We start from the raw sequence: 20,347 nt of genomic DNA, 5'->3' as shown, positions 1-20,347 counted from the left end.
ACATTATTATTGATTTGAAGGACCGTTCTCTTTTAGCCAAGCTGCTAAGTCAGTTATTTCTTTGTTTTGGTCCTTAATCATCATACTGGCCATTTCTTTGATATCTGCGTGATGACCGTGATGTAGAATCGAGGATGCATTGTCTGTTGCAGTCTGGTGGTGCACGATCATTAGTTCTGAAAAGTCAGCATCTGCATCTCCTGTAAGCACCTGTATATCTTTCCAGTTTTTCATTTTTGCCATCACCTCTATCATTTCTGCATCAAAAGCCTGGCCTTCTGCATTTGATTGGGGAGTATGGCTTTTTAACCACTCTGTAAGATCCGTCTTCTCGGCCGTTTGCTTATCTATGATTTGTTGAGCCATTGCTTTAATGTTAGCGTCGTTTCCAATCTCAATTTCCTTGTTTGCCATATCGATTGCCCCTTGGTGATGCATTACCATCATACTTGCAAAATCGTGATCAGCGTCACCTGTCATTTTCATTGCATCCATTTGAGCATTCATACTGTGCATGATTGTCATAAAAGCGTTTGTATCATGATCCTGGACAATGATTCCTTCTGCATCATCCTTACATGAGTAAATAGACAGTGCCGCTAATAGTGCGAAGATTTTTAAAGTTTTCATACAGATTAATTTAGTTTCTCATTTTCAAACAATTTTCATGCCATTGTAGCTTTCACTTAAATCTGAGTCAGACAAACTAAGAAAGCCTTAGTCCTAGTAGGCATCACTTGTAATTTTCTAAGATTGCACCTAGCGGTAGGGTGGGATGTCCACGGGATAATTTAATTTTCTTACACGGTATTGAATACCTGCACGTGAAAACGGGGGGGGGTTCTGCTAGTCCGGTTTTCATTCCCTTGTAGGTTATTTTTCGCTAATTCGGGCTTTTCAGATTACAGGTTAGCGGTTCATGATGACTAATTACAGATATATTGTGACATAGCACGATAAACTGTAAAATGTTCGCGTAGAGATTAAAATCTTAGTGTGGTATGATTATTAATTTTGCGACTTCTGGTTCCTCAAAAGCATTAGATCTGATCAAATGATTTTCTATAATTGTTTGGTCTTCTCCATAGATGTTTGAGCTGAATTCGAAGGTTCTCAAAAGCATGCGAATATAGGCAGTCGGATCATGTTGCCTGGTAAGTTTTCGCAGTGCGCCCATATAGTCCTCACGATAGACGGTAGGAATAATTATCTTCGAAAGCCCTTTCGAAGAAAGTTCAGCATTCATCATTACCCTAGCAATTCTGCCATTTCCGTCAAGAAATGGATGAACTTCGCTAATCATAAACATCATGTAAGCTGCTTTGGCAAAAGGCTCGTCCAGTAGTGAATACCAATCGAACCCTTTTTTTAAGGTACCGGCCACCAATTGCCAGTCTACGAACTCCGTATTACCAGCCCGATTATTTTTGTCCTTAAACTGTCCGGGCTTTTTAGAAAGGCGCGCTCGTAACAATGTGGCGTGCCTGCTTCGCAACAGTTGCAAAAGTTCACTGGGTGAACTGGGAGTTATCGCCATTTCGTGCCGATCTGATACGATTTGATAAGTGCCCAGTATATCATGAGAGTCTTCAGCGCGTTCAGGCAACGGCGTTTCAGTCTGGATAATCTGTTGTGCCTCATTAACAGCAAACTCTGTCCCTTCAATATAGTTTGAGAAATAGCTCTCAAAAAAGGCAAAATTTCTATATGCTTTTAATGAAAGGTTTTTATCAGCATAAGCAGGGAAGGTCCGGCCACTCAAAGCTGCGTACAGTATTTCGAATAAGGTAATTCTTTCAGGGTCAAAGGGATCTCCTAATGACCGTGCTATGGCGATGGGGGAATGAAGACTTTTAGAATCACCTGTAGTCAAAAGCGTCCCTATCAAATGGTTAAGTTTGATAAATTCTTTTTCCATCCCCAAGGCTGGTGCCAAGTCCCTGGCGTTATCTCGAATAACATTGACAGCACCTTCCCCCCTGGATCTAATAATTAAATCAAGCCTTTCTTCAATTTCCGAGATTGAAAGGGTTTTTGAAAGATCATTTCTAGTTCGGGTTTCCTGCATATTTTCTAGAAATGCCCGTGCTTCCTGCGAAGCATATAAATTTTCAAAAAATACGTTATCACTTTCTTGCCGGGGAGGGCCTTGCTGAAAATGGATTGTAAGACCAGGTAATCGATTCTTACGTGTGTAAGTGTATGTAACAAATATATGCTCACCATCAGCCGGAACAAATTCCAATGCGCTACGATGACTTAGAATTCCACCTGGAAATTGATTGGATAGTATTCTGAACCAATTTCTTTTTATAATAACTTCGGGCTGCTCTTCTAGATTTGACGTATAAATGCGAGGAGCTATTTTACGGATAACTCCCTTCTTCTCCAAAGCGCTGATCTTAGCAGATTCTGTCTTGTTTGAAGATCCGAACAGTATTTCTTGTAATCTTATCATTTTGGAATTCTTTCCATTAACAAGTGCAATATAGAGCATTGACAGGAAATTTTTCTATTAATTTGACTTATTGGCAGAAAATTTTCCATTAGTTGAGTATGGCGTTGAAAGTGAGCCACCTTCGGAGCTTCAAACTGAGCCACTTTGTAGAGATATAATTAGTAGCGTTACAAAATTAAAAACTAAACTTGGTTTTGTTGCATAGTCATTCGAACTCTCATGGACTGCCCCTTCAATTCTATACGATTGGCATGCTGTAAGATTCGATCCATTATGGCATCACCCAGCGTTGATTCCGCCAAGTAATCATACCATTTGTTGATCGGTAACTGCGAAGTAATAATAGTCGCAGATTTAGCGTGCCTGTCTTCTATGATCTGCATGATGGCCATTTTGGCATGGTTATCCAAAGGTTGTAATCCCCAGTCGTCAAGAATCAATAAATGCATTCTTTCAAGCCTGGCTAATTCCTTCGCATAAGAACCATCGGCTTTGGCAAGATGAAGTTTCTGCAATAGTTTGGGTAAAGAATAATAGGCCACCCGTAAACCCATTTGACAGGCCTGGTACCCTAAAGCCGTGGCGATAAAACTTTTTCCACAGCCCGTAGCGCCCGTTATCAGGACATTTTCACTTCGGGTAATAAAACTTGTATCAGCCAGGCGGAGCATTAGATTCTTATCCAGATTTCTTTCGGGTTGGTATTCAATCTCTTCCACGGCAGATTGGTACCTGAACTTGGCTTGCTTGATGGCGGTTTGCATCTTTCGATGTTGTCTGTGCTCCTGTTCGGCATGGATTAGATGCGCGACCAATTGATCACTGGTGAGCTGTTTGTCGGCCGGTAAGCTGATGATCGTTTCAAAAGCCTGAGCCATCCCTGAAAGGGATAATTGACGCATCTGGTCAAGGGTTGCCTGGTTGTTCATTTTTTTTATTTGTTTGATTATTAATTATTTACACGGATTAATGTTGAGTAATCGTTTTTTTTGTCCGTTTACTGGTAAGATTCAGCCCCTCTGATATTATCATGAAGCGGAATAATGGGACGCGGAGCGCCATCCGGATCAGTAACAGTGATTTCTTCATCTATTAACTGAATGCGATCCAGTTCACGATCCAGAATGGATTTGATCAGCGTAACCGAGATATGTTTATAGTACAGAGCTCTTTCGCAAGCATCTTCCAAACGCTGAGCGGAGTAACGTTTAGCAAGGCCTAACACGCCAACACAGGAACGATAAGCCTGTTCCGGATAAATTCTGAGCCGTAGGATCTCATCAATAGCCAGCCGGGTATTAGGTCCAATTTTATTAGCCTGCTCTTCAAAAAAAATGGGTGACCAACTATTGATCCATTGATGACTGGGGTGCAAATGCTCCTTTAAAGTGGTATAACGGCCTTTGGTAATCAGTCTTTCGTGACATGCAACCCGCTGATGGTTGTGGTAGATCTCGACTGATTCATTCGTATAAATCAATTTTACCTGTTTGCCGGTCAACCGGTATGGGACAGAATAATAGTGTTTATCTTCCTTCAGCGTCGCGTGCCCGTTGGGGTGGACTTTGGATAAAGAGAACTTTTTTAGTTGATAATGCTGTGAAGGTAGCGGCATTAAAGCACTCTGTTCAAGTTCAATAAAACGCTCACGGCGCGAACTTTCTTTTCCCTTTTGTTGAGCATCATTATGAATCTCCAACAAATCCCGAACAGCAGCATTGATTTCTTCCAGGGAATGGAAAATACGGTTACGTAACGGTGCATAAATACGTCCATAGAGGATATTGACTGCGTTCTCCGCCAAGGCTTTATCTTTTGGTTTTCGGCTGCGGGCAGGAAAAATGCACGTACCATAATGAGAGGCAAAATCGGCAAGAGTCTGGTTAATCTCAGGTTCGTAACGATCTGCTTTGGTAACGGCCGCTTTTAGATTATCCGGGACAATAGCCTGGGGAACACCACCGTAATACGCAAGTGCATTACTCAGAGCTAGGATAAAATCCTCTTTTCTTTGACTCATTACACACTGAGCGTAAGTAAGTTGAGAGCAAGGCAGTATGGCCACAAAAAATTCCACTGGTATCAGCTGGCCTGTTTCGATGTCAGTCAGATAAAGTTTATCACCTGCAAAATCCACAAAGAGTTTATCGCCCGCCTTGTGTTCAAGATGCATCGTAACTTTTTGAGAAGCTTGCCACAGGCGAAAATGATAGCAGAAGTGACGATACCCAAGCCCCGCCGGATGCTTTAAACAATATTCTGTCCACAATGTCATCCGGCTTACACCTACCCGGGCAAGTTCCTTGGGGTAGTCAGGAAACAGAGCATAAAGTTCACGGTGGGATGCCGGAACTTCTATTGATGGCGGATTAAGCAACTGATTCAGTTGCTCTTCTGTCCAGGATGAAAAGCTCGACAGGTCCGGATTGTGGCTCGATAACTGTTTCAGGTAGCTATCAAGTGTATTGCGAGAGATCCCCAGGATCCTGGCAATAAAGCGGTTGCTCTTTTTAGAAGCCCGCAGTTCAATGATACGTTTGACTTGGAACATTTGGATTCGCTGGTTGGCCATCGTTTATCTGGCAACGACCGCTATGTTTCAGGTCAGTACCACACAAACTTCAGCAATTACAGCTACCCAATTACACCTCTCAAAAGTGGCTCAGTTTGCTCCTCCGGGAGTGGCTCAGTTTACTCCTCCGAGGGGGGCTCAAGTTGCGCCTCTTTTCTCAATTAGTTGCTTATTTATGTTTGTGAGGTTATTACACCTCTCCCCTACTAGGCTAACCCCCGCTTGTCTTTCTGATTATTACTAAGCAAGATTTGCATTTCGTGTTTATAATTAACTTTGTCCACATACATACGTCCGTATGCATGTGGACAAAATGCTAATAAACTCTTACTTTTAACCACATGAAAAGAGCCGTTGCCTATTTTCGAGTATCAACAGATCGCCAAGGAAAGAGCGGCTTAGGCCTGGAAGCGCAACATGAAGCAGTGCACCTGTTCGCACAACATCAGGGTTACCAAGTCACAGCAGAATTTACTGAAATCGAGAGCGGGAAGAAAAATGAGCGGCCAGAGCTAATGGCTGCCTTATTGTTGTGCAAAAAAGAGAAAGCAATGCTGATCATAGCGAAGCTGGACCGGCTAGGCCGGAATGTGGCCTTCATTGCAAACTTAATGGAGAGCAAGGTTGAGTTTCTGGCAGTTGATAACCCACATGCAAATCCCCTGATGGTGCATTTGCTAGCCGCTTTTGCTGAGCACGAGCGGAAGCAGATTAGCACTCGGACGAAAGAGGCATTGCAGGCTGCAAAACGCCGCGGTGTGCTGTTGGGTAAACACGGCCGGGAAATCGAGAGCAAAAAGAATTCGAAGGCTGCTGATCAGTTTGCGGAAACGATGCAGCCGATCATTAATGAGCTGAAAGCAGATGGCTTTATAACTGTTCGAGGAATCTCCGACGAGCTGAACCGGCGAGGTGTTAAGACGTTTCGGAACGATGGTGAGCAATGGCACCGAACCACAGTACATCGCTTGCTTAAACGTCTTTATCTTGGAAATATTAGTCGTATCCAAAGTCAGCCAACGGCGTAAATGGGAGACGTTGATTTGTGAGATGACAATTTGAGAAATTAGAATTTTTTAAAGTGCAAAATGCTCTTCACAAAATAAGGTTCCCCTACCCCATTATGGTTTAGATCCGTCGCTCCGACCCGAGGTTTTGAGACTATTTTTGAAATGTTACTTCAATTGTAAGGTCACCGGAAATTGGTTTGTTATATGGTTGATATTTATGAATAAGGAATCTCCTGAAAGACCCGATATGTACGTTAACGGAGAATTTGTTATTGGAAGCAAAAAAAGAGACCCATGTTTTGAGAATGCCGTATCTGACGAAATCCTGACTAGTGCTGTATCTGACAAAGTTTCGCTAAAAGCTATGCTAGCCGTAGTAGCTGACTTTCCGTTAGGAATTACAACCATTGTATCGCTATTAACATTAATGACTTTCACATACTGCGTAATAACAGGTTCTGCTGGTCGATGACTATCACAAGAAAGTAATAGAAAAGCAGGTGCAGTAAGCACTGACGCCCTGAGGCAACTCCGATGTAGCTTGGATAGGTTAATATCAAGTAAATTAGGCATAATATGCAATATTTAGAGTTTGTAACCGGCAATATAAAAACGTAGATCGATCACCAAAATTTCATCCTCGAAAAGCATAGGATTTGCGACATAGAATACTATTGATTGGGCGGTATTTTCCCTCTAATAAGGTAGATTATGTCGCGTAAAAGTCCATCATGTGGTTTTGCGAATTCTGGCCTTAGTCTTGCCCACACACTACTATATCGGGCTAGATGCCTCAATTCGGACGGTTCGCGATCCATTAGTGTTTCGAACAATAATGTCTTTCCGAATGCATGATGATTAATAATGTTATAAATTTCTTGTAATTCTGCCAGCACTCCCCATGCGTCAGTATAAGTTAATGTTGCCTGTTCTAATTCTCGATCAACATCTCTATGCGCGATGAACTTGTCGCGCAACCCTTTGAGTGTAGGTACAATTCTGTCTTCAATAGCTTGAAGCGAAAATAGAATATTTGTTACTTGCGATTTGGAGTTAACATTATGCCAGTTTGTATTTGGATCATTCAACAAATCAGTGGCTAATGTTCTTAAATGGTGGTGTTCTTTTTTATGTAGAACCATACAAAGTTGAAGAACATAAAGCTGGAAGAAATACACGTTGGTTCTACCCAAGAGCTCTGTCGTAAATACTTCCCTGTAAATTTGAACATTCTTGCCCGAATAACTCAGAATATCAGTTTTTAGCTGCTCACAGCGACAAAGAATCTGAGCAATTTCTTCAAATCGTTTGATTTTAGTATCAGTCATAAAAAATTTGAGCTGACTTATCGAATGGCGTGCCAATTCATTATACACGTAAAAATAGCAAAAGCCAGTTAATTTCATGTAACAAGTTCTTCCTGGCGGTTTTCATAAAGATTTTGAGATCAGTAGAAGCTGCTGTCCCCTCCCCTGCTTAGTTCAAATCCTTGTATACTTGAATATGCAATCCTGTGCTGTTTTACATGTTATAAATTGCACTTGAAACAGCACTTGAAACAGCACTTGAAACAGCACTAGAAAAAGCACTTAAAATTTGTCATGATGTGATTAATATCATCGCTTTTGGGCTAAGCTATGATTTGGAAATGTTAAATAACATGGTAATGTTGATTACGCTTGTTACATTCTGATACTTTGAGCAAAGTCTAATCGATTGAATTGTACATACATTAACAGTGTTGAAAACAGCACCAAAAGTAACACCGAATATAGTATTTGTTTTTGTGTAAGAGTTTGTATTAATTGCAGCATCATTTTTAACACAAGAACTAGTGGTAATATCATTCAACTCAATTAAGGGTGGGGTAGGCAAGAGTACCCTGGCTACGACGATGGCTGGATGGCTGGCTAGCCAAGGGAAGGATGTGCTGCTTGTAGATGGCGACGATCAGGAAACGTCTTCAGATTTTACCGCATGGCGAGAGCAGACACTTGGCAATACAGGATACACGCTTGTCAATATGACCGGTGCAAATCTCCGGAAACAAGTTGAAGCCATGAAGCCAAAATATGATCATATCATAATTGACACGGGTGGAAGAGACACCACTAGTCAAAGGGCAGCACTATCTGTGGCTGACGTATCAATGATACCGTTTGTACCGCGCAGTTTTGATCTATGGACAATTACTAAGGTAACGGATCTTATAGACGAAATTCAATCGATTCGGGCTGAGCCATTGATCGCTTACACGTTCCTGAGCCGTGCTGATATTCGTAGTGCTGATAACCGAGATGTTGCAGAAGCGCTCTCTCAGATTTCTCAACTCACTTATTTGCCTTATCCGATCAGCAACCGTAAAGCGATCAGCAACGCCGCTGGATTGGGGCTTACACCGTTTGAGGGTGAAAACATCGACCCTAAAGCAACCAAAGAAATAGAGGATTTATTTAACCGTGTATTAAATGGCAACCACGTTACCGCCACCGCGTAAACCAAAAGTGACCGAAGCCGACATTGAGGCAGTCATTAACAAAGGAGGGAGTACTATTAAAGAAACTGATCCTGCTGATCCGGAAAAGGCAAAGCACATCAATGTGCGCCTTACTGGCCAAATCATTAGTGAGATCGATAGTCGCCGATTGAAGCGTCCCCGTAGGCCTGGGTCGCCTAAGCCAGGGATCAGTATCCATGATTGGATTGTTGAGGCCGTTTTGGAAAAGCTAAATAGTGAGAAGTAGCACTAAAAACAGTGCTGCTTTTAGTATTTCAAATAGTGCTGTAAGTAGTGCCTTAAACTTTGTATATGGAGGAAAAAGAAACCCAAGCTAATGTCAGCAGTGATATTAGTTCAAAAAACGACTTCTTTCTAAGTCGAATCGACAGAAGTGTTGCTGATAATCTTCATGACATAAGAAAATCGTTTGGTGAGGACGCTGGAATAGTAAAGGATTTTATCGTATTCATTAGCAAAAACTTGAAGAAGGATCTTTTTGGGTACACTAAATTTACGCTGAAAGATTTCTGTAAAGAGTCTGGCCGAAACAGACAGGACTTAGCCAGGAAACATCCGTACTTTATTGCCAATCCCAAGGCAGTTATTCCAGAGTATTTTGGGCATGAATTTGTTTCTGTCTTTGACTATGCGCTTTTTAACATGCTTCAAAAGAATATAATTTTTGCGAAGTCATACGCGGTCAATACAAAAAATGAGGTAATCCAGCTTAAGAATTTTCCGATCCTTAAGGATATCAAGCTGAATCTGAACCGGCAATCAAACACCATAAAAATTTATGAGATCAGAATCTCTGATGAATGGCTAGATGGCTTTATTAGCCGATACTATACCATTGAAACAAATGGTTATCCCAAAATTGGTAAGGGTAGGGGAGGAGATGGCCGGAAAAGCTTGTATCTAATCCTTCAGAGGACTAGGCATCAACTACTAAGCCAAAAAGAGACCACAGCTCGATTTTCAGTGGATTATCTAGCTGATTTGGCAGAGTTAGAGGTAGAGCAAAACAGATTCAGGAAAAAGTCATTAAAGAGAATACTAGATTTTTTTCAAGAAAAGGGAGACTTTCCTTTTTCCTACAGGTTCGTAAAAGGTGATCCATCTAAACCTTACCAAGAAGAATACTGGGTTGAACTAGACTTTTCAAGTTCAGTAAACATTCCATCTTTGACAGAACGGCGAGGGGATCATCTATTCTTCAATTCCTTGATCATAGAACTAAGAAATATTTTTAATTCCAAGCATTCAAAAGTAGCAATAAAGGACGAAACGGATGTCTTTCAGCGCTGGTTAACTAACGCTGACGCGGATACGGACATTAAAATAGACATACTGATCTCTGCATATTATAAAGCTTATAATCAGCAACTTACCAAAGTACAGGCTAAACAATACATTAGAGATGGCTTTCTTAGTAGGTAGTGCTGTCGAGTATTGCCTCAATTCAAGTGGATTAATATCAACCTTGTTCCAGAATTTAAAACTGCTTTCTGTCGAGTATTGCCTCACATCATCCTACAAGCTGTTTGAGTTTGACCCTTGTAGACCCTTAAATTATTTACCAGGGGGTTGAGAGCTAGAAATTCATTAGACATTGTTAATGCTGTCGAGTATTGGCTCAGAAGCCTGCATGAAGGTAAATATGACACCTTGAGAAGCCACTTCGCTGTCGAGTATTGCCACAAATCTGTCGAGTGTTGTCACATCGCTGTCGAATATCGCCACATTGCTGTCAAGTATCGTCTCATTGCTGTCGAATATTGCCTCATAAATAAGCATTGCTGTCGTTCCTTGCCTCATTGCTGTCGGGTATTGCCACGTGTGCCTCCTTGCTGTCAAGCTTTGCCACGGTAAAAACGGCGTCTATAAGTACCAAACATCGATTGCTGTCGAACTTTGCCACTATATATATAGCTTTATTATAAAGACTTATAAATAGGAAAAAATTAAAAATCGGTATTCGTTCCTTCGTCACTCATCTCATATTTTATTTCCAAACGCACAAATTCGGCCTGCGTCGCTACGCGCACGCTAAAAAGGTCTTTTGGGGTGTTGTATTTGGTTACAGTCCTTTTGTTGTTTTTAGGCAAAACAAAAATTGCGAAATGACTTGAAATAATAATCTTCTAAAAGAGCGGGGGTAAACTAAGTTTTTAGTTATATTGTTTTTTATTTTAGTGTGCCTTTATGTCAGTCTTTTTAAAACTTAGTAAATAGGTGTTCCACGACAAGTATTAAGTCAATAACTAATTCTGGACGTTAATATTCCGATGCGTGCAGACAACAATTGAATAACTCACTTGCTGACAGTACTGTGATATCATCAGAATCAGCCTGAACTTCTCCGTTAGTTGATAATAAATAAATGTACTTAGCAATCCCTCGAAGGCGTTCACCAAGCCTCATATTCCCTTGTTTTACTTGGGCAACATCTGTTTTGTGATGTTATTCAATGTTTATAATGAATTAATATCCTATGGTTTGCTGGTTTGCATGAACTGGAATTATGCAATACCCCTTAATCTTGGGTTAAATTAAAGTTAGAACGAAAAGTACCGCGGGTTTCGCGTAGCTAAATTGCCGGGCTTATATCAGCTGTATTCAAATCTCAGCGCCATGTTTAAAGATGTTATAAATATTCTGCCGTTAAAGTGCTAGATAGGCCTACAAGATGTTTTTTGCCAAAAGTTAAATCTTGTAAAAAGTGACATTCAAGCATCCTAATAGGGGCCACGGTACTTTATGTATAAAATCTTTTGATCTAATCCTTAGTACTATGTAGGACATGATAGACTGCATTTGCGAGGCTAAGAATTAGATCGGACATCATAATTTTACAGGCCAGTACATAACATTCTCAATCAGCCTTTAAAGTAGTATTAGAACTCCTTGTCAGTAAGCCTAATGCCTTTTTTATCTGGTGTAACCTGGTATTTTTCTTTTGGAATATAGAAATTTCCATTTTCACCACGGACAAACTGCCTATTAATATAATTCCACCTTTTTTCGGCCAGCTCTATCTTCTCCTGATCAGTCATGGCATCTTTTATCATAAAGGCGGCCAGGCAGCACAAAAGAAAAGCGGAAAAGATCAGGCTTACGGCCACGATGTTCTGACCGATGCCGGTAGACAGATTCCCCCACCATATGGTCCAGGCAGAAGCGTTATGCCCATAGTGGTTGTTATAGGTAACCGGCTTGATGGTTTCATTTACCTTCGCAGCGGCCTGTTCAATCTTGTCGACGGATTTCTCGACAGCCAGCATCAGTGGTACGATCTCGGGCTCGATTGCTGATTCCGAAAGGTTGAAGCGAAGCGCCAACCTGTGGCGTTCCGCAGCGAGGTTTGTATGTTTTTCCATCAGCTAATAATTTCCTGTATTTCCTGCTGTTTTTTACGGTACATGATCCTGGACATCATACCCAGGGATGCCGGGTCCGGATCAGGCTGGCTGATCAGGTCTATTATTTCCTTAACAGCACCACCACTACCCAGGTCACCAAATTGTTTGCAATCTATCCCAAGCTCTTTAAGTTTTTCAACCGCCTTTTCAGCTGTTTCTTTACCGCCAAAAGTGCCCATATTGACCACCATTGTTATAGGGAATTGCCCGGCAATTCCAGCAGACACCGCGTTGTAATAATTTACGCAGGAAGCCAGGGCATCACGTCCCGCAATGATGACAAATAAACGCAGTGTAGTATCCATATCTGCCAGTTCCCTGCGCAGTTCATCAGCCAGGTCATCTTCTTGCAACAAGCGTAAGAATTCAGCCGATTCAGGTGCGCCGAAATCAATGTAGTAATTTTCAGATTTCCCTTTGGCCAGCTTTTCGAGCAGATCCATAATCACATCCCGTTCCATTTTCTTGTACTCATTGAGTATCGAGAAACTCCGGACACGATCTTTGCCGACTACCGCGCCCAGGCGCCCGATGGATGTGCCGGTAGACTCGTCCAGGTCAATAAAATTTGTTTTCTGTTCTTTCTGGTTTTGTGCTACAAACCATATAAACAGGGATTTGCCTACGCCACCTTTTGACTGTAATACCAGATTAATTTGCTTCATGCTAATAGTTATTGATTATTAATAAAGTACAATATTAGAAATCAGTAAAATCCATTCCTGGATCTTTCTTCCCTTTTGGTTCTTTTGTGGCTTTTTCAACGATTGTACCCAAATCGTGTTCAGGCAGGGCAGGAGGGAAGGCCGCTGGGTCCGATGGTTGGGTGACTGGCGGGCCTGGTGCAACTACCAGCGGGGCAAGCTGGGCGGCCTGTCTGGTTTTACGTCTTCTTTTCAGGTTATAGATGGCATCTTCTGTAATGTCAATACCGAGCTCATCTTTGACCTGGCGGATCATGATTTGAGCCGGGATGTCAAAGAGATAATCGCCATAATATCTGGCCAACAGATCAAAGCGACCTTTCAGTTTCATTTCAAATGCCTGCAACACATATTTCTTATCCATAGGACAACAAAAGGACATTTTTTAAACGCTTATAAAACGAAAATAGAACAGAAATATCTAATATTCAATAAATGACAGAGAAAAAAGTAAAAAAGAGTTACTAGCGCTTATATTCGTGCGTTTGTTGTTTGTGTGAGAGTAAAGCAAGCCATGTGTTTGTATATACAAATTCTCCGCTCCGCTTCAAATCTGCATCTCCAAACACATCGGTCGTGCCTCCCTTGACTTGCCGGGGCGCTGCCCCAAACCCCGGGTGTCACGGACACCTTTTTGAAATTATGCTATGGAAGACAATGAGAAGAACCTGCATTATGAAGCCCGCAAGGCTGGTGCCGCCAGGCGGGAAAACAGAGGTAAAATGATCCCTGTCCGGGTGACTGACCAGGAGCATGCACAGATCAAGGCCAACGCGGTCCTGGCCGGCCTGAGCGTATCAGAATACCTGCGCCGGCTGAGCACCGGTCACCAGGTGCAAGCCCGGTTCGAGAAAGAAGAAAAGCGTAACCTGCAAGGTATTGGTACCAACTTGAACCAGCTGGCCGCGTATGCCAACAAAGGGTTCTTTTATGAAAAGCCTTTGCTTGAAGTTTTGGAGCAACTTAAAAAAATACTAAAAGCATGATTGCCAAAACTTCGATCGGATCGAGTTTTTCAGGCGCAATACATTACGGCGCTGGCTATACAGTTGAAGGCAAGGAGATCATGGGTAAAGCGGATCTGCTGATCACGCACAACGTGGTTTCGCGTGATCCGGAGGGCATCGCTGCCGAGATGCAGCAGGAGGCGTCTTACAGCCGTTGCAAGACACCGGTGTGGCATTCATCCATCAGCTGGAAGCCGGAAGAGAAACCCACTCGTGAGCAGATGATTGAGACGGCCAACCGGTATTGTCAAAAGATGGGGGCTGACCCGAAAGACCATCAGATTGCCGTTTACGAGCACCACGACAAGCCGCACCAGCATATCCATGTTTACATCAACCGCGTACCGACGGATGGGAGCAAGGCGCTGGAAACATCTCACAACTATGCGCGCAATGTGCGAATATGTAAAGAGATCACACAGGAGCTTGGTTTTTCCAAGCTCGAAAAGCTTGAAGAAGGAAAACTACGCCATGTGGCGGTCAACCAGGAGGAAGCACAAAAAGTCGTTAACATAGCAATAAAGGCTGCTTTGAAAGAAGAATCCGACACGCCGGAAGACATGGAGCGGCGGTTGAAAGAAAAAGGGATCGAGTGCAAATACAAGATTGAAGAAGGCAGGCTCAAATATTCCAGTTACAGCTATCAGGGCGTACCGATCAAGGGACAGGACGTTGGCTTTACCGCCAAACAATTGCAGGCCAAGTTGGACAAGAACCTGGAGGTAAAAAAGGAGCAGTTGCAGCAAGTCAAACCGGAGCCAGAACACAAGCAGAAACGCGGCCGCGGGATGGGCTTTTAAAAATGCGCTTTATATCTTGCCAAACTGTTAAAGCAGGTGTGCAGAACAAATGGGGAGAGATGCTGCACCTGGCGGGCATGCTAACCTGATATTACTATCCATTCACTAAATCAATCTTTAATGGCGAATGTCTTTTTCTTTCTGGTGGTTCCCTTTTTTATGGGGCTTGCACTTCACTGGTTGTTAGTGCTGCTTTATAAAGTCGGTTTAGGCTTTATAACACGGTTCTTTTACCGGGGTGTGTTTATCTCTGATGATACGCTTTTCCGTCAGGATATCCTTTGGAACAAACCTCAGATCCGGTTTATGCTCGCACTGTTGCCTTGCCAGGTGTTGGGTGTTATTTTTGCCACACTGCTGACCGATACGGTCACAGACAGCAGTTTTCTAAAATTGACCATGCAAGGGACTGCCGGGGCCTTTGTGGCGTTTACTTCCTATATTAATTTCAGAGGAAAAAAGAAGGAAGTCACGACTGCACCAGCAGCACGCAGGCCAGGTAACGGTTTTGTGTTGCAAACGTTAGGGGGAAGCACTATTGAAATTGACAACCCGACACGCGGGATTTTTATTTGTGGCGGGGCCGGTTCTGGAAAGAGCAAGAGCATCATTGAACCCATTATCCAGCAATCCGGAGAGAACGGGTTTACCGGCCTGGTCTATGATTTCAAGTTCCCGGTCCTGGCTTCCGAAGTAAACGGTGCTTACCAGGGCAGCCGGGTCAAGACCTGGTTTGTCAATTTTACAGACCTGGCTTACAGCCATCAGATCAACCCGGTCAGTCCAAAGGTGATCACTAATGCCAGCTACGCGCGGGAAGCAGCCAAAACAATTCTTTCCAACATCGATTTTAAAGCTTCGCAGAAGCGGGATTTCTGGATCCAATCCAGTGAGGCTATCCTGACATCAGCAATCTGGTATTTACGCAATAACCATCCACAGTACTGCACCTTACCGCATGTTATTGCACTTGTGTTAAAGCACGAGCCGAAAGAGCTGATCAGGCTTTTTCAGCAAGATCAGCAAGTCAAAGCGATCATTGCCAGTGTGGCTAGTGGCTCGGAAAGCGAGAACCAGCTGGCAGGTGTCTTTGCGTCTATACAGAACTACCTTTCGACTTTGGCGACCCCGGAAATATTTTGGGTGCTGTCCGGGGATGAAGTACCGCTCGACCTGAACAACCCGGAAAACCCGGGTATTTTAACAGTCGGGAATGACCCTACGTTATCTGCTACATTAAGCCCTGTAATTTCATTGATTGTCAGCATGGCTGCTAAACAAATGAACCAGCAAGGGAAAGAAAAATCCATCATCCTTCTGGACGAAGCGCCGACCTTGTTTATTCCCAACTTTCAGCAAATCCCCAGCACGGCCCGCAGTAACAAGATTGCCACCATTTACAGTGTCCAGGACATTGCTCAGATGCAGGGCATGATCGGGCGGGAAGAAACTGAAATGATCATATCCAACCTGGGAACCCATTTTTACGGACGTAGCACCAACATAGCAACAGCCGAGCGGATCAGTAAACTGTTTGGTAAAATGGACGTTGAATACACTGGCAGTAACAAGAGCCGGTCAGAAGACCGCAACAGCTACGGGCAAAGCACTACAATCCAACAGCGTGAGCGGCTAACCCCTTCCCAGGTGCTGGGTTTCCGGGCCGGTGAATTCTGCGGAATTGTTGCCGAAGGGAATGTTTACGAATTCCAGGATATACTGAGGGAGCAGGAAAGCTTAGGCCTGTCATTACAGAAAATCAGGACAGCACCTGATATTAACGCAACCTATGCCAGAATTAACAAGGAATTAGAAACGCTTGTATAATGCTTGCTCTTCATAGAGGAAATATCATCTAACGTTTTTTTAGTATATTACTGCGTATTGCTTTATTCAATCAGGAACATATAATTTTATACATTCGTCATGGAAATCGAAGCTATTAAACCTGGCCCAAAACCAAAAAAAGAGGATGGATCCTTAGATAGGAGGAGAAGAGTCGCACCCGACAATCAACCAAAATATAATCCGCCTTTAAAGCCCCATAAGCATAAGCCAAATGATTGAGAAAGCTTAAATGTTGCTGAGTATAAATCATTTTGATGTTGCCAGACACAGTCGAAAGTCATTAGTCTTAGCACAGGTACCCTACTTTTGATATCACCTATTAGCATAGTGATTGATCTATCCGTTATGTATTTTGCTAATGAGAACATACGCAGATGGTCTTAAATCTACCAATCTGTTTCTGACTACCTGCTGCATGTATTGTTGAGCTATTTTTGCAGTGTTATGAGATTAGCTCTTTACATACATATTAGCTTTTTACACGGTGATACTTTCCTGCATTCCCTGCCAGGATAAAGTATTGCGTGTCTCATGTTCGGCCAATGCGCCTACCATTAATGCCAATGCCAATCACCGGATCAGGGCATTGTTGACCTTTGTTCCTCGTTTTGTATTTGTGCATGCTGCGCTGGCATAACACTTCAGGAGCCTGTTGCCTTATTGCCGGAAGCCATTTCCACACCATTTTTTAACGACGATGTATTCGTCTATTACTGCGGACAGTAAAGGCGGCGGTCGGGCATCTATCTGGCAACCTCCCAGGATTTAGTGTAACCCATTCATTTATAGTTTGACTTATTGCTGTGGCTTTTTCAAGTCATGGGGTAAACTAAAGAAAGGGAGAAAAACCGTCACGACTTTCGTGTAGGATTTTTATTTATTACAAGTCCGGAATATTAAATTCTAAGGCGTTAGGTTTAGATCCATAATAGAGCCCAAATCAAACATTTTGTAGTCCTTACCATCTGAGAAGTCATATTCTCCCACCAGGTTAATATGTGCCCAACTGTGGGTAGAAGTTGCAAGAATTTTTTTCAAAAGGATTTTCCTGTTCTCTTCGGACTCAGCTGCTACCAATTTTTCGGATAACAACAACAGATTATAAGTGTTCACTGCATTTGCTATCAGCCTTTTACAACCTTCTGCTGTTAATTGTTCTTTCCTGGTGGCCCAGATTAATTCCTGGTTATTGCCTACGGTGATAGCCTTGGAAAAGTTATTGCTGCTTTCGATTTTAGAAAGCGATCCTGACACTGACTTACGGATTAACTCATCATCCATATATTGGTAGACGTATGCGGTTTTGTAGAGCCTTCCCAAATCTTTAAGCGCCTTGTAAAGCGGGTGTTGTTTCGAATATGAATTAAGACGCCTAAACAAAGTTGATGCTTTGGCATAACCCAACTTAATCGTGCAAACAAGTCTTAAAATTTCGTCCCAATGATTTTCGAGATGGACCAAATTGATTTTGAGACCAGGAACAATCTTATAATTCAACTCACGATAAGTCCGCGCTTCGTCAATGGAATAAAGCTGCTGATGATGAAACCTTGCAAACCTGGGACGGAATTCAATTCCCAAAAGGCCGGTTACGGCAAATACAGGTTCACTAAAACCATGTGTGTCTGTTGAATGCGCATTGGAAATAATCACTTCATTGTGGGTAAGGCCATCCAAAACGTAGTGTGATTCGGGTTCTGCTGCGCTGAATACTGTCGAATAAAATAACTGCCCAGCTTCATCCAGAAAGGAATACATGGTAACGCCCCTTCCATTTCCAAAGTACTTAAAAGAAGGAGAAGCGACCAGAGATGCCACGGAAACATCGAACTTTTGGCCATCACTGGAAGTATGAACAAAGTCAGCCCCTTTTCTATAATGCTGGGTAAGTGGTAAGGCATTGCTAAACGCAAGCACCTTATCATTTGCCTGTATTACAGTCTCTGGTGAAAAATATTGGAGTGCAGTTGTTTCCAGTGAACTGGTCCGGATGCCTTTGGACATGAACGAGAATTTACGGATACCAATATTGCACCCAAACCCAAGAATGGCTGCAAAGAACAAATTCTCTTCCGGGCGTTTGGGGATATGATCAATTCCACCATGAATAAACGAGGAAATAAAGCCGGTTGCATTTTGGACGGTTGAGAGAACTTCAATTAGTGGAATGACATATTCCTGGGGATATAGCGATTCCAAATCTGTGATTTCTTCTAAACGTTTATCTTTCATTAGGTGCCAGTCACCGGTGGGGTCGAAGTACACCTGTTTGTTACTGCCTGCTTCTATATGCTCATTGGTTAATTTAATCTGGGCATTTAACCTTTCATTTAATTTCAGCAGGGTTTTCCGAGAATCGGCAAAAGCTGTTAAACCGGCTTGTTCAATCAGCTTTTCCTTTTCTTTGTTCCAAAGCGCCGGTGGTATCTCATACTCGTCAAAACTGCGGTAATCATAGGATGAATCAATCGGGAGTGCCCCTGACTTGATATTATCCCGGATTTCCTGAAACAGGAAAACTTTATATAAACCTGTCCGTAATTTGCCTTCCGAGGTCAACACCCGCTGCTGCTGCTCCATTCCTAAGAAATTAGTTGGTACCGACGCCCGCGTAAGAATAGCACCATTCTTTTCCTGGTAGTACCGGACCGCTGCAAGGATGTCCTTCCCGGAGGAAGAAGCACTTGGGATCAGTACTTTTACAATATCGCTAACCTTACCATTTAGCTTTGATGCATTTTTTTCCAGCATCTGATAAAAATCTTCCCGGTCATTTATCTTTTGATTGGTTTCCTTTAAATCTTTAAGGCGTTTTTGGTCTTCTTGTAAGAGCTTTTGAGATAACCGTTTGTTTTTAAAAAGCTGTTCAATCAAGGTCACTTTGGCCAAAGGTTCCATTGTAGTATCAGCAATGATTTTTTCAATGGTTCCCAAAACATCAATGTGGGTATTACTTCGATTGGCAACACTGCTGACCAGCTGCGCAGTCTGCATCCTGTTTTGATAAAGCTCTTGTTTTACTAAGTTCTCACATCCATTGACATAATTAGTGACCGCGCTATTCAAGGTCAGGATAAGTGCATCCCCCAGCATATAGTATTGGTGGATGATAAAGGATATCAAAAGCAGATAACGGTTGGTGCTGCGTGTAGCTATCTGCGGTACCTGGTTATTGATAACATATTCGGCATAAAATTGAATTGTTGGATCTGAAAGCTTTAAGCGCTTTGCAACCGGTAACAGCTGCAAATACATGGTCTTTAAACTTCGAAAGTTGGTCACCCGCTCATGGATCTGTTTTGTCTCCATGGATTGAGAGACCCGTTTAAAAAAGGTAATCTCATAACGTTTCACCTTTAAATGTCGTCTGCTATCTTCCTGGTAAGAACTGTGTTCGACTAGAAGCTGGTCTAAAAGTAAAACATCAGCCGCTGTTAAATATTTACTTAAAATCGACTCTAGATTCTGCTCGAAACTGGCAAGGGCTTTATCCAAAATTGTTTTCAGGCTTTGGTAGGTAGGGATTTCAATATGGTGTGCCTGAAGAAAGCCAACCATACCTTCAAATATCAGGTATGGCCTGGTCTGTACATGGGCCAGTCTCTGTGTTTCTTCGGTCAACGCTTCAATTGAAGATTTTTCAAAGGCGGCAAAACCAAAATATAAAAGAATGTCCTCCCGGTGCCTGAGCGAAGTCCGTCCTTCGTAACTAGTCATCTGCACTGCGTTGACATCAACCGAAATTCTTTCTGCTACATAATCCACATCACTTTGATGAAAACGGTTCGATCCAAAAAACCGGCTGACAATCCGGAAGTATCCAACCTGCAAAAGAAAGCCAACTTTATTGGAAGGTGTCTGCAAAGTCTTGACATATTCAGCAGCCCATTGTGGGACCTCCAGGAAAATCGGCCTTTGATCAGCATTCAGGATTGGAGGGTTGTCAAACCTTGTCCGTTCTTCCGAAGTCAGATATTCTTTTCTGGGCATATGAAATTGAGTTTTGGAGTTATTGCAATGTCATCG

The 20,347-nt window shown here is 42.6% G+C and carries 18 protein-coding genes; 8 read left to right on the top strand and 10 right to left on the bottom strand.

The features are described 5' to 3' along the window. Positions 1-6: 6 nt before the first annotated feature. The 4 genes from E0F88_RS30620 to istA all read right to left on the bottom strand — a co-directional run bounded on the left by E0F88_RS30620 (position 7) and on the right by istA (position 5,009). Positions 7-630, bottom strand: coding sequence for a DUF305 domain-containing protein (locus tag E0F88_RS30620; protein ID WP_131962150.1), 624 nt, complete (start codon positions 628-630; stop codon positions 7-9). Between the two features lie 361 nt (positions 631-991). Further along, a complete protein-coding gene (locus tag E0F88_RS30615) occupies positions 992-2,497 on the bottom strand; it encodes a Fic family protein (RefSeq protein WP_131962149.1) in 1,506 nt (501 codons plus the stop codon). Between the two features lie 143 nt (positions 2,498-2,640). Continuing rightward, positions 2,641-3,387 carry an IS21-like element helper ATPase IstB gene (gene istB / locus E0F88_RS30610; protein ID WP_131962148.1) on the bottom strand — a complete coding sequence of 249 codons (747 nt, stop codon included), beginning with the start codon at positions 3,385-3,387 and terminating at the stop codon, positions 2,641-2,643. Positions 3,388-3,455: 68 nt separating this feature from the next. Beyond that, a complete protein-coding gene (gene istA, locus E0F88_RS30605) occupies positions 3,456-5,009 on the bottom strand; it encodes an IS21 family transposase (RefSeq protein WP_229213963.1) in 1,554 nt (517 codons plus the stop codon). 362 nt (positions 5,010-5,371) lie between these two features. Between istA and E0F88_RS30600 the strand changes: the two genes are divergently transcribed. Continuing rightward, positions 5,372-6,058, top strand: coding sequence for a recombinase family protein (locus E0F88_RS30600; protein WP_131962146.1), 687 nt, complete (start codon positions 5,372-5,374; stop codon positions 6,056-6,058). Between the two features lie 653 nt (positions 6,059-6,711). On the opposite strand, the gene E0F88_RS30595 is transcribed toward E0F88_RS30600, so the two are convergent. After that, complete coding sequence (locus E0F88_RS30595) at positions 6,712-7,368, bottom strand: AbiU2 domain-containing protein (RefSeq protein ID WP_131962145.1); 657 nt, start codon at positions 7,366-7,368, stop codon at positions 6,712-6,714. Positions 7,369-7,874: 506 nt separating this feature from the next. Between E0F88_RS30595 and E0F88_RS30590 the strand changes: the two genes are divergently transcribed. From E0F88_RS30590 to E0F88_RS30580, 3 genes are all read left to right on the top strand, one after another. Then, positions 7,875-8,537, top strand: a complete 663-nt coding sequence (locus tag E0F88_RS30590; RefSeq protein ID WP_131962144.1) for an AAA family ATPase — start codon at positions 7,875-7,877, stop codon at positions 8,535-8,537. After that, positions 8,509-8,784, top strand: a complete 276-nt coding sequence (locus tag E0F88_RS30585) for a hypothetical protein (RefSeq protein ID WP_131962143.1) — start codon at positions 8,509-8,511, stop codon at positions 8,782-8,784. Before E0F88_RS30590 ends, E0F88_RS30585 begins: the two co-directional genes overlap by 29 nt. A gap of 65 nt (positions 8,785-8,849) precedes the next feature. Continuing rightward, the gene (locus E0F88_RS30580; RefSeq protein ID WP_131962142.1) at positions 8,850-9,980 is read left to right on the top strand and encodes a hypothetical protein; all 1,131 of its coding nucleotides are present in this window, start codon (positions 8,850-8,852) and stop codon (positions 9,978-9,980) included. 165 nt (positions 9,981-10,145) lie between these two features. On the opposite strand, the gene E0F88_RS30575 is transcribed toward E0F88_RS30580, so the two are convergent. The 4 genes from E0F88_RS30575 to E0F88_RS30560 all read right to left on the bottom strand — a co-directional run bounded on the left by E0F88_RS30575 (position 10,146) and on the right by E0F88_RS30560 (position 13,048). Then, positions 10,146-10,358, bottom strand: coding sequence for a hypothetical protein (locus E0F88_RS30575; RefSeq protein WP_131962141.1), 213 nt, complete (start codon positions 10,356-10,358; stop codon positions 10,146-10,148). 1,079 nt (positions 10,359-11,437) lie between these two features. Continuing rightward, a complete protein-coding gene (locus tag E0F88_RS30570; protein ID WP_131962140.1) occupies positions 11,438-11,920 on the bottom strand; it encodes a hypothetical protein in 483 nt (160 codons plus the stop codon). Then, positions 11,920-12,627, bottom strand: coding sequence for a P-loop NTPase family protein (locus E0F88_RS30565; RefSeq protein ID WP_131962139.1), 708 nt, complete (start codon positions 12,625-12,627; stop codon positions 11,920-11,922). The genes E0F88_RS30570 and E0F88_RS30565 overlap by 1 nt, the downstream gene beginning before the upstream one ends. 34 nt (positions 12,628-12,661) lie before the next feature. Continuing rightward, positions 12,662-13,048 (bottom strand): hypothetical protein, encoded by a 387-nt coding sequence (locus E0F88_RS30560; RefSeq protein WP_131962138.1) that lies wholly within the window; start codon positions 13,046-13,048, stop codon positions 12,662-12,664. 265 nt (positions 13,049-13,313) lie between these two features. On the opposite strand from E0F88_RS30560, the gene E0F88_RS30555 reads away from it, so the two are divergent. The 4 genes from E0F88_RS30555 to E0F88_RS33850 all read left to right on the top strand — a co-directional run bounded on the left by E0F88_RS30555 (position 13,314) and on the right by E0F88_RS33850 (position 16,958). Then, positions 13,314-13,652, top strand: coding sequence for a plasmid mobilization protein (locus E0F88_RS30555; protein ID WP_131962137.1), 339 nt, complete (start codon positions 13,314-13,316; stop codon positions 13,650-13,652). After that, complete coding sequence (locus tag E0F88_RS30550; protein ID WP_131962136.1) at positions 13,649-14,473, top strand: relaxase/mobilization nuclease domain-containing protein; 825 nt, start codon at positions 13,649-13,651, stop codon at positions 14,471-14,473. Before E0F88_RS30555 ends, E0F88_RS30550 begins: the two co-directional genes overlap by 4 nt. 120 nt (positions 14,474-14,593) lie before the next feature. Next, positions 14,594-16,300 (top strand): type IV secretory system conjugative DNA transfer family protein, encoded by a 1,707-nt coding sequence (locus E0F88_RS30545; RefSeq protein ID WP_131962135.1) that lies wholly within the window; start codon positions 14,594-14,596, stop codon positions 16,298-16,300. A 505-nt stretch (positions 16,301-16,805) separates the two neighbouring features. Beyond that, entirely contained in the window at positions 16,806-16,958 is a 153-nt protein-coding gene (locus E0F88_RS33850; protein WP_165940192.1) for a hypothetical protein, read from the top strand. 266 nt (positions 16,959-17,224) lie between these two features. On the opposite strand, the gene E0F88_RS30540 is transcribed toward E0F88_RS33850, so the two are convergent. Then, positions 17,225-20,311 (bottom strand): Tn3 family transposase, encoded by a 3,087-nt coding sequence (locus E0F88_RS30540; RefSeq protein ID WP_131962134.1) that lies wholly within the window; start codon positions 20,309-20,311, stop codon positions 17,225-17,227. Between the last annotated feature and the right edge of the window lie 36 nt (positions 20,312-20,347).

The sequence above is a fragment of the Dyadobacter psychrotolerans genome, from assembly GCF_004349265.1.
GTDB classification, from domain to species: domain Bacteria; phylum Bacteroidota; class Bacteroidia; order Cytophagales; family Spirosomataceae; genus Dyadobacter; species Dyadobacter psychrotolerans.
This window is presented reverse-complemented; position numbering and strand designations above follow the sequence as displayed.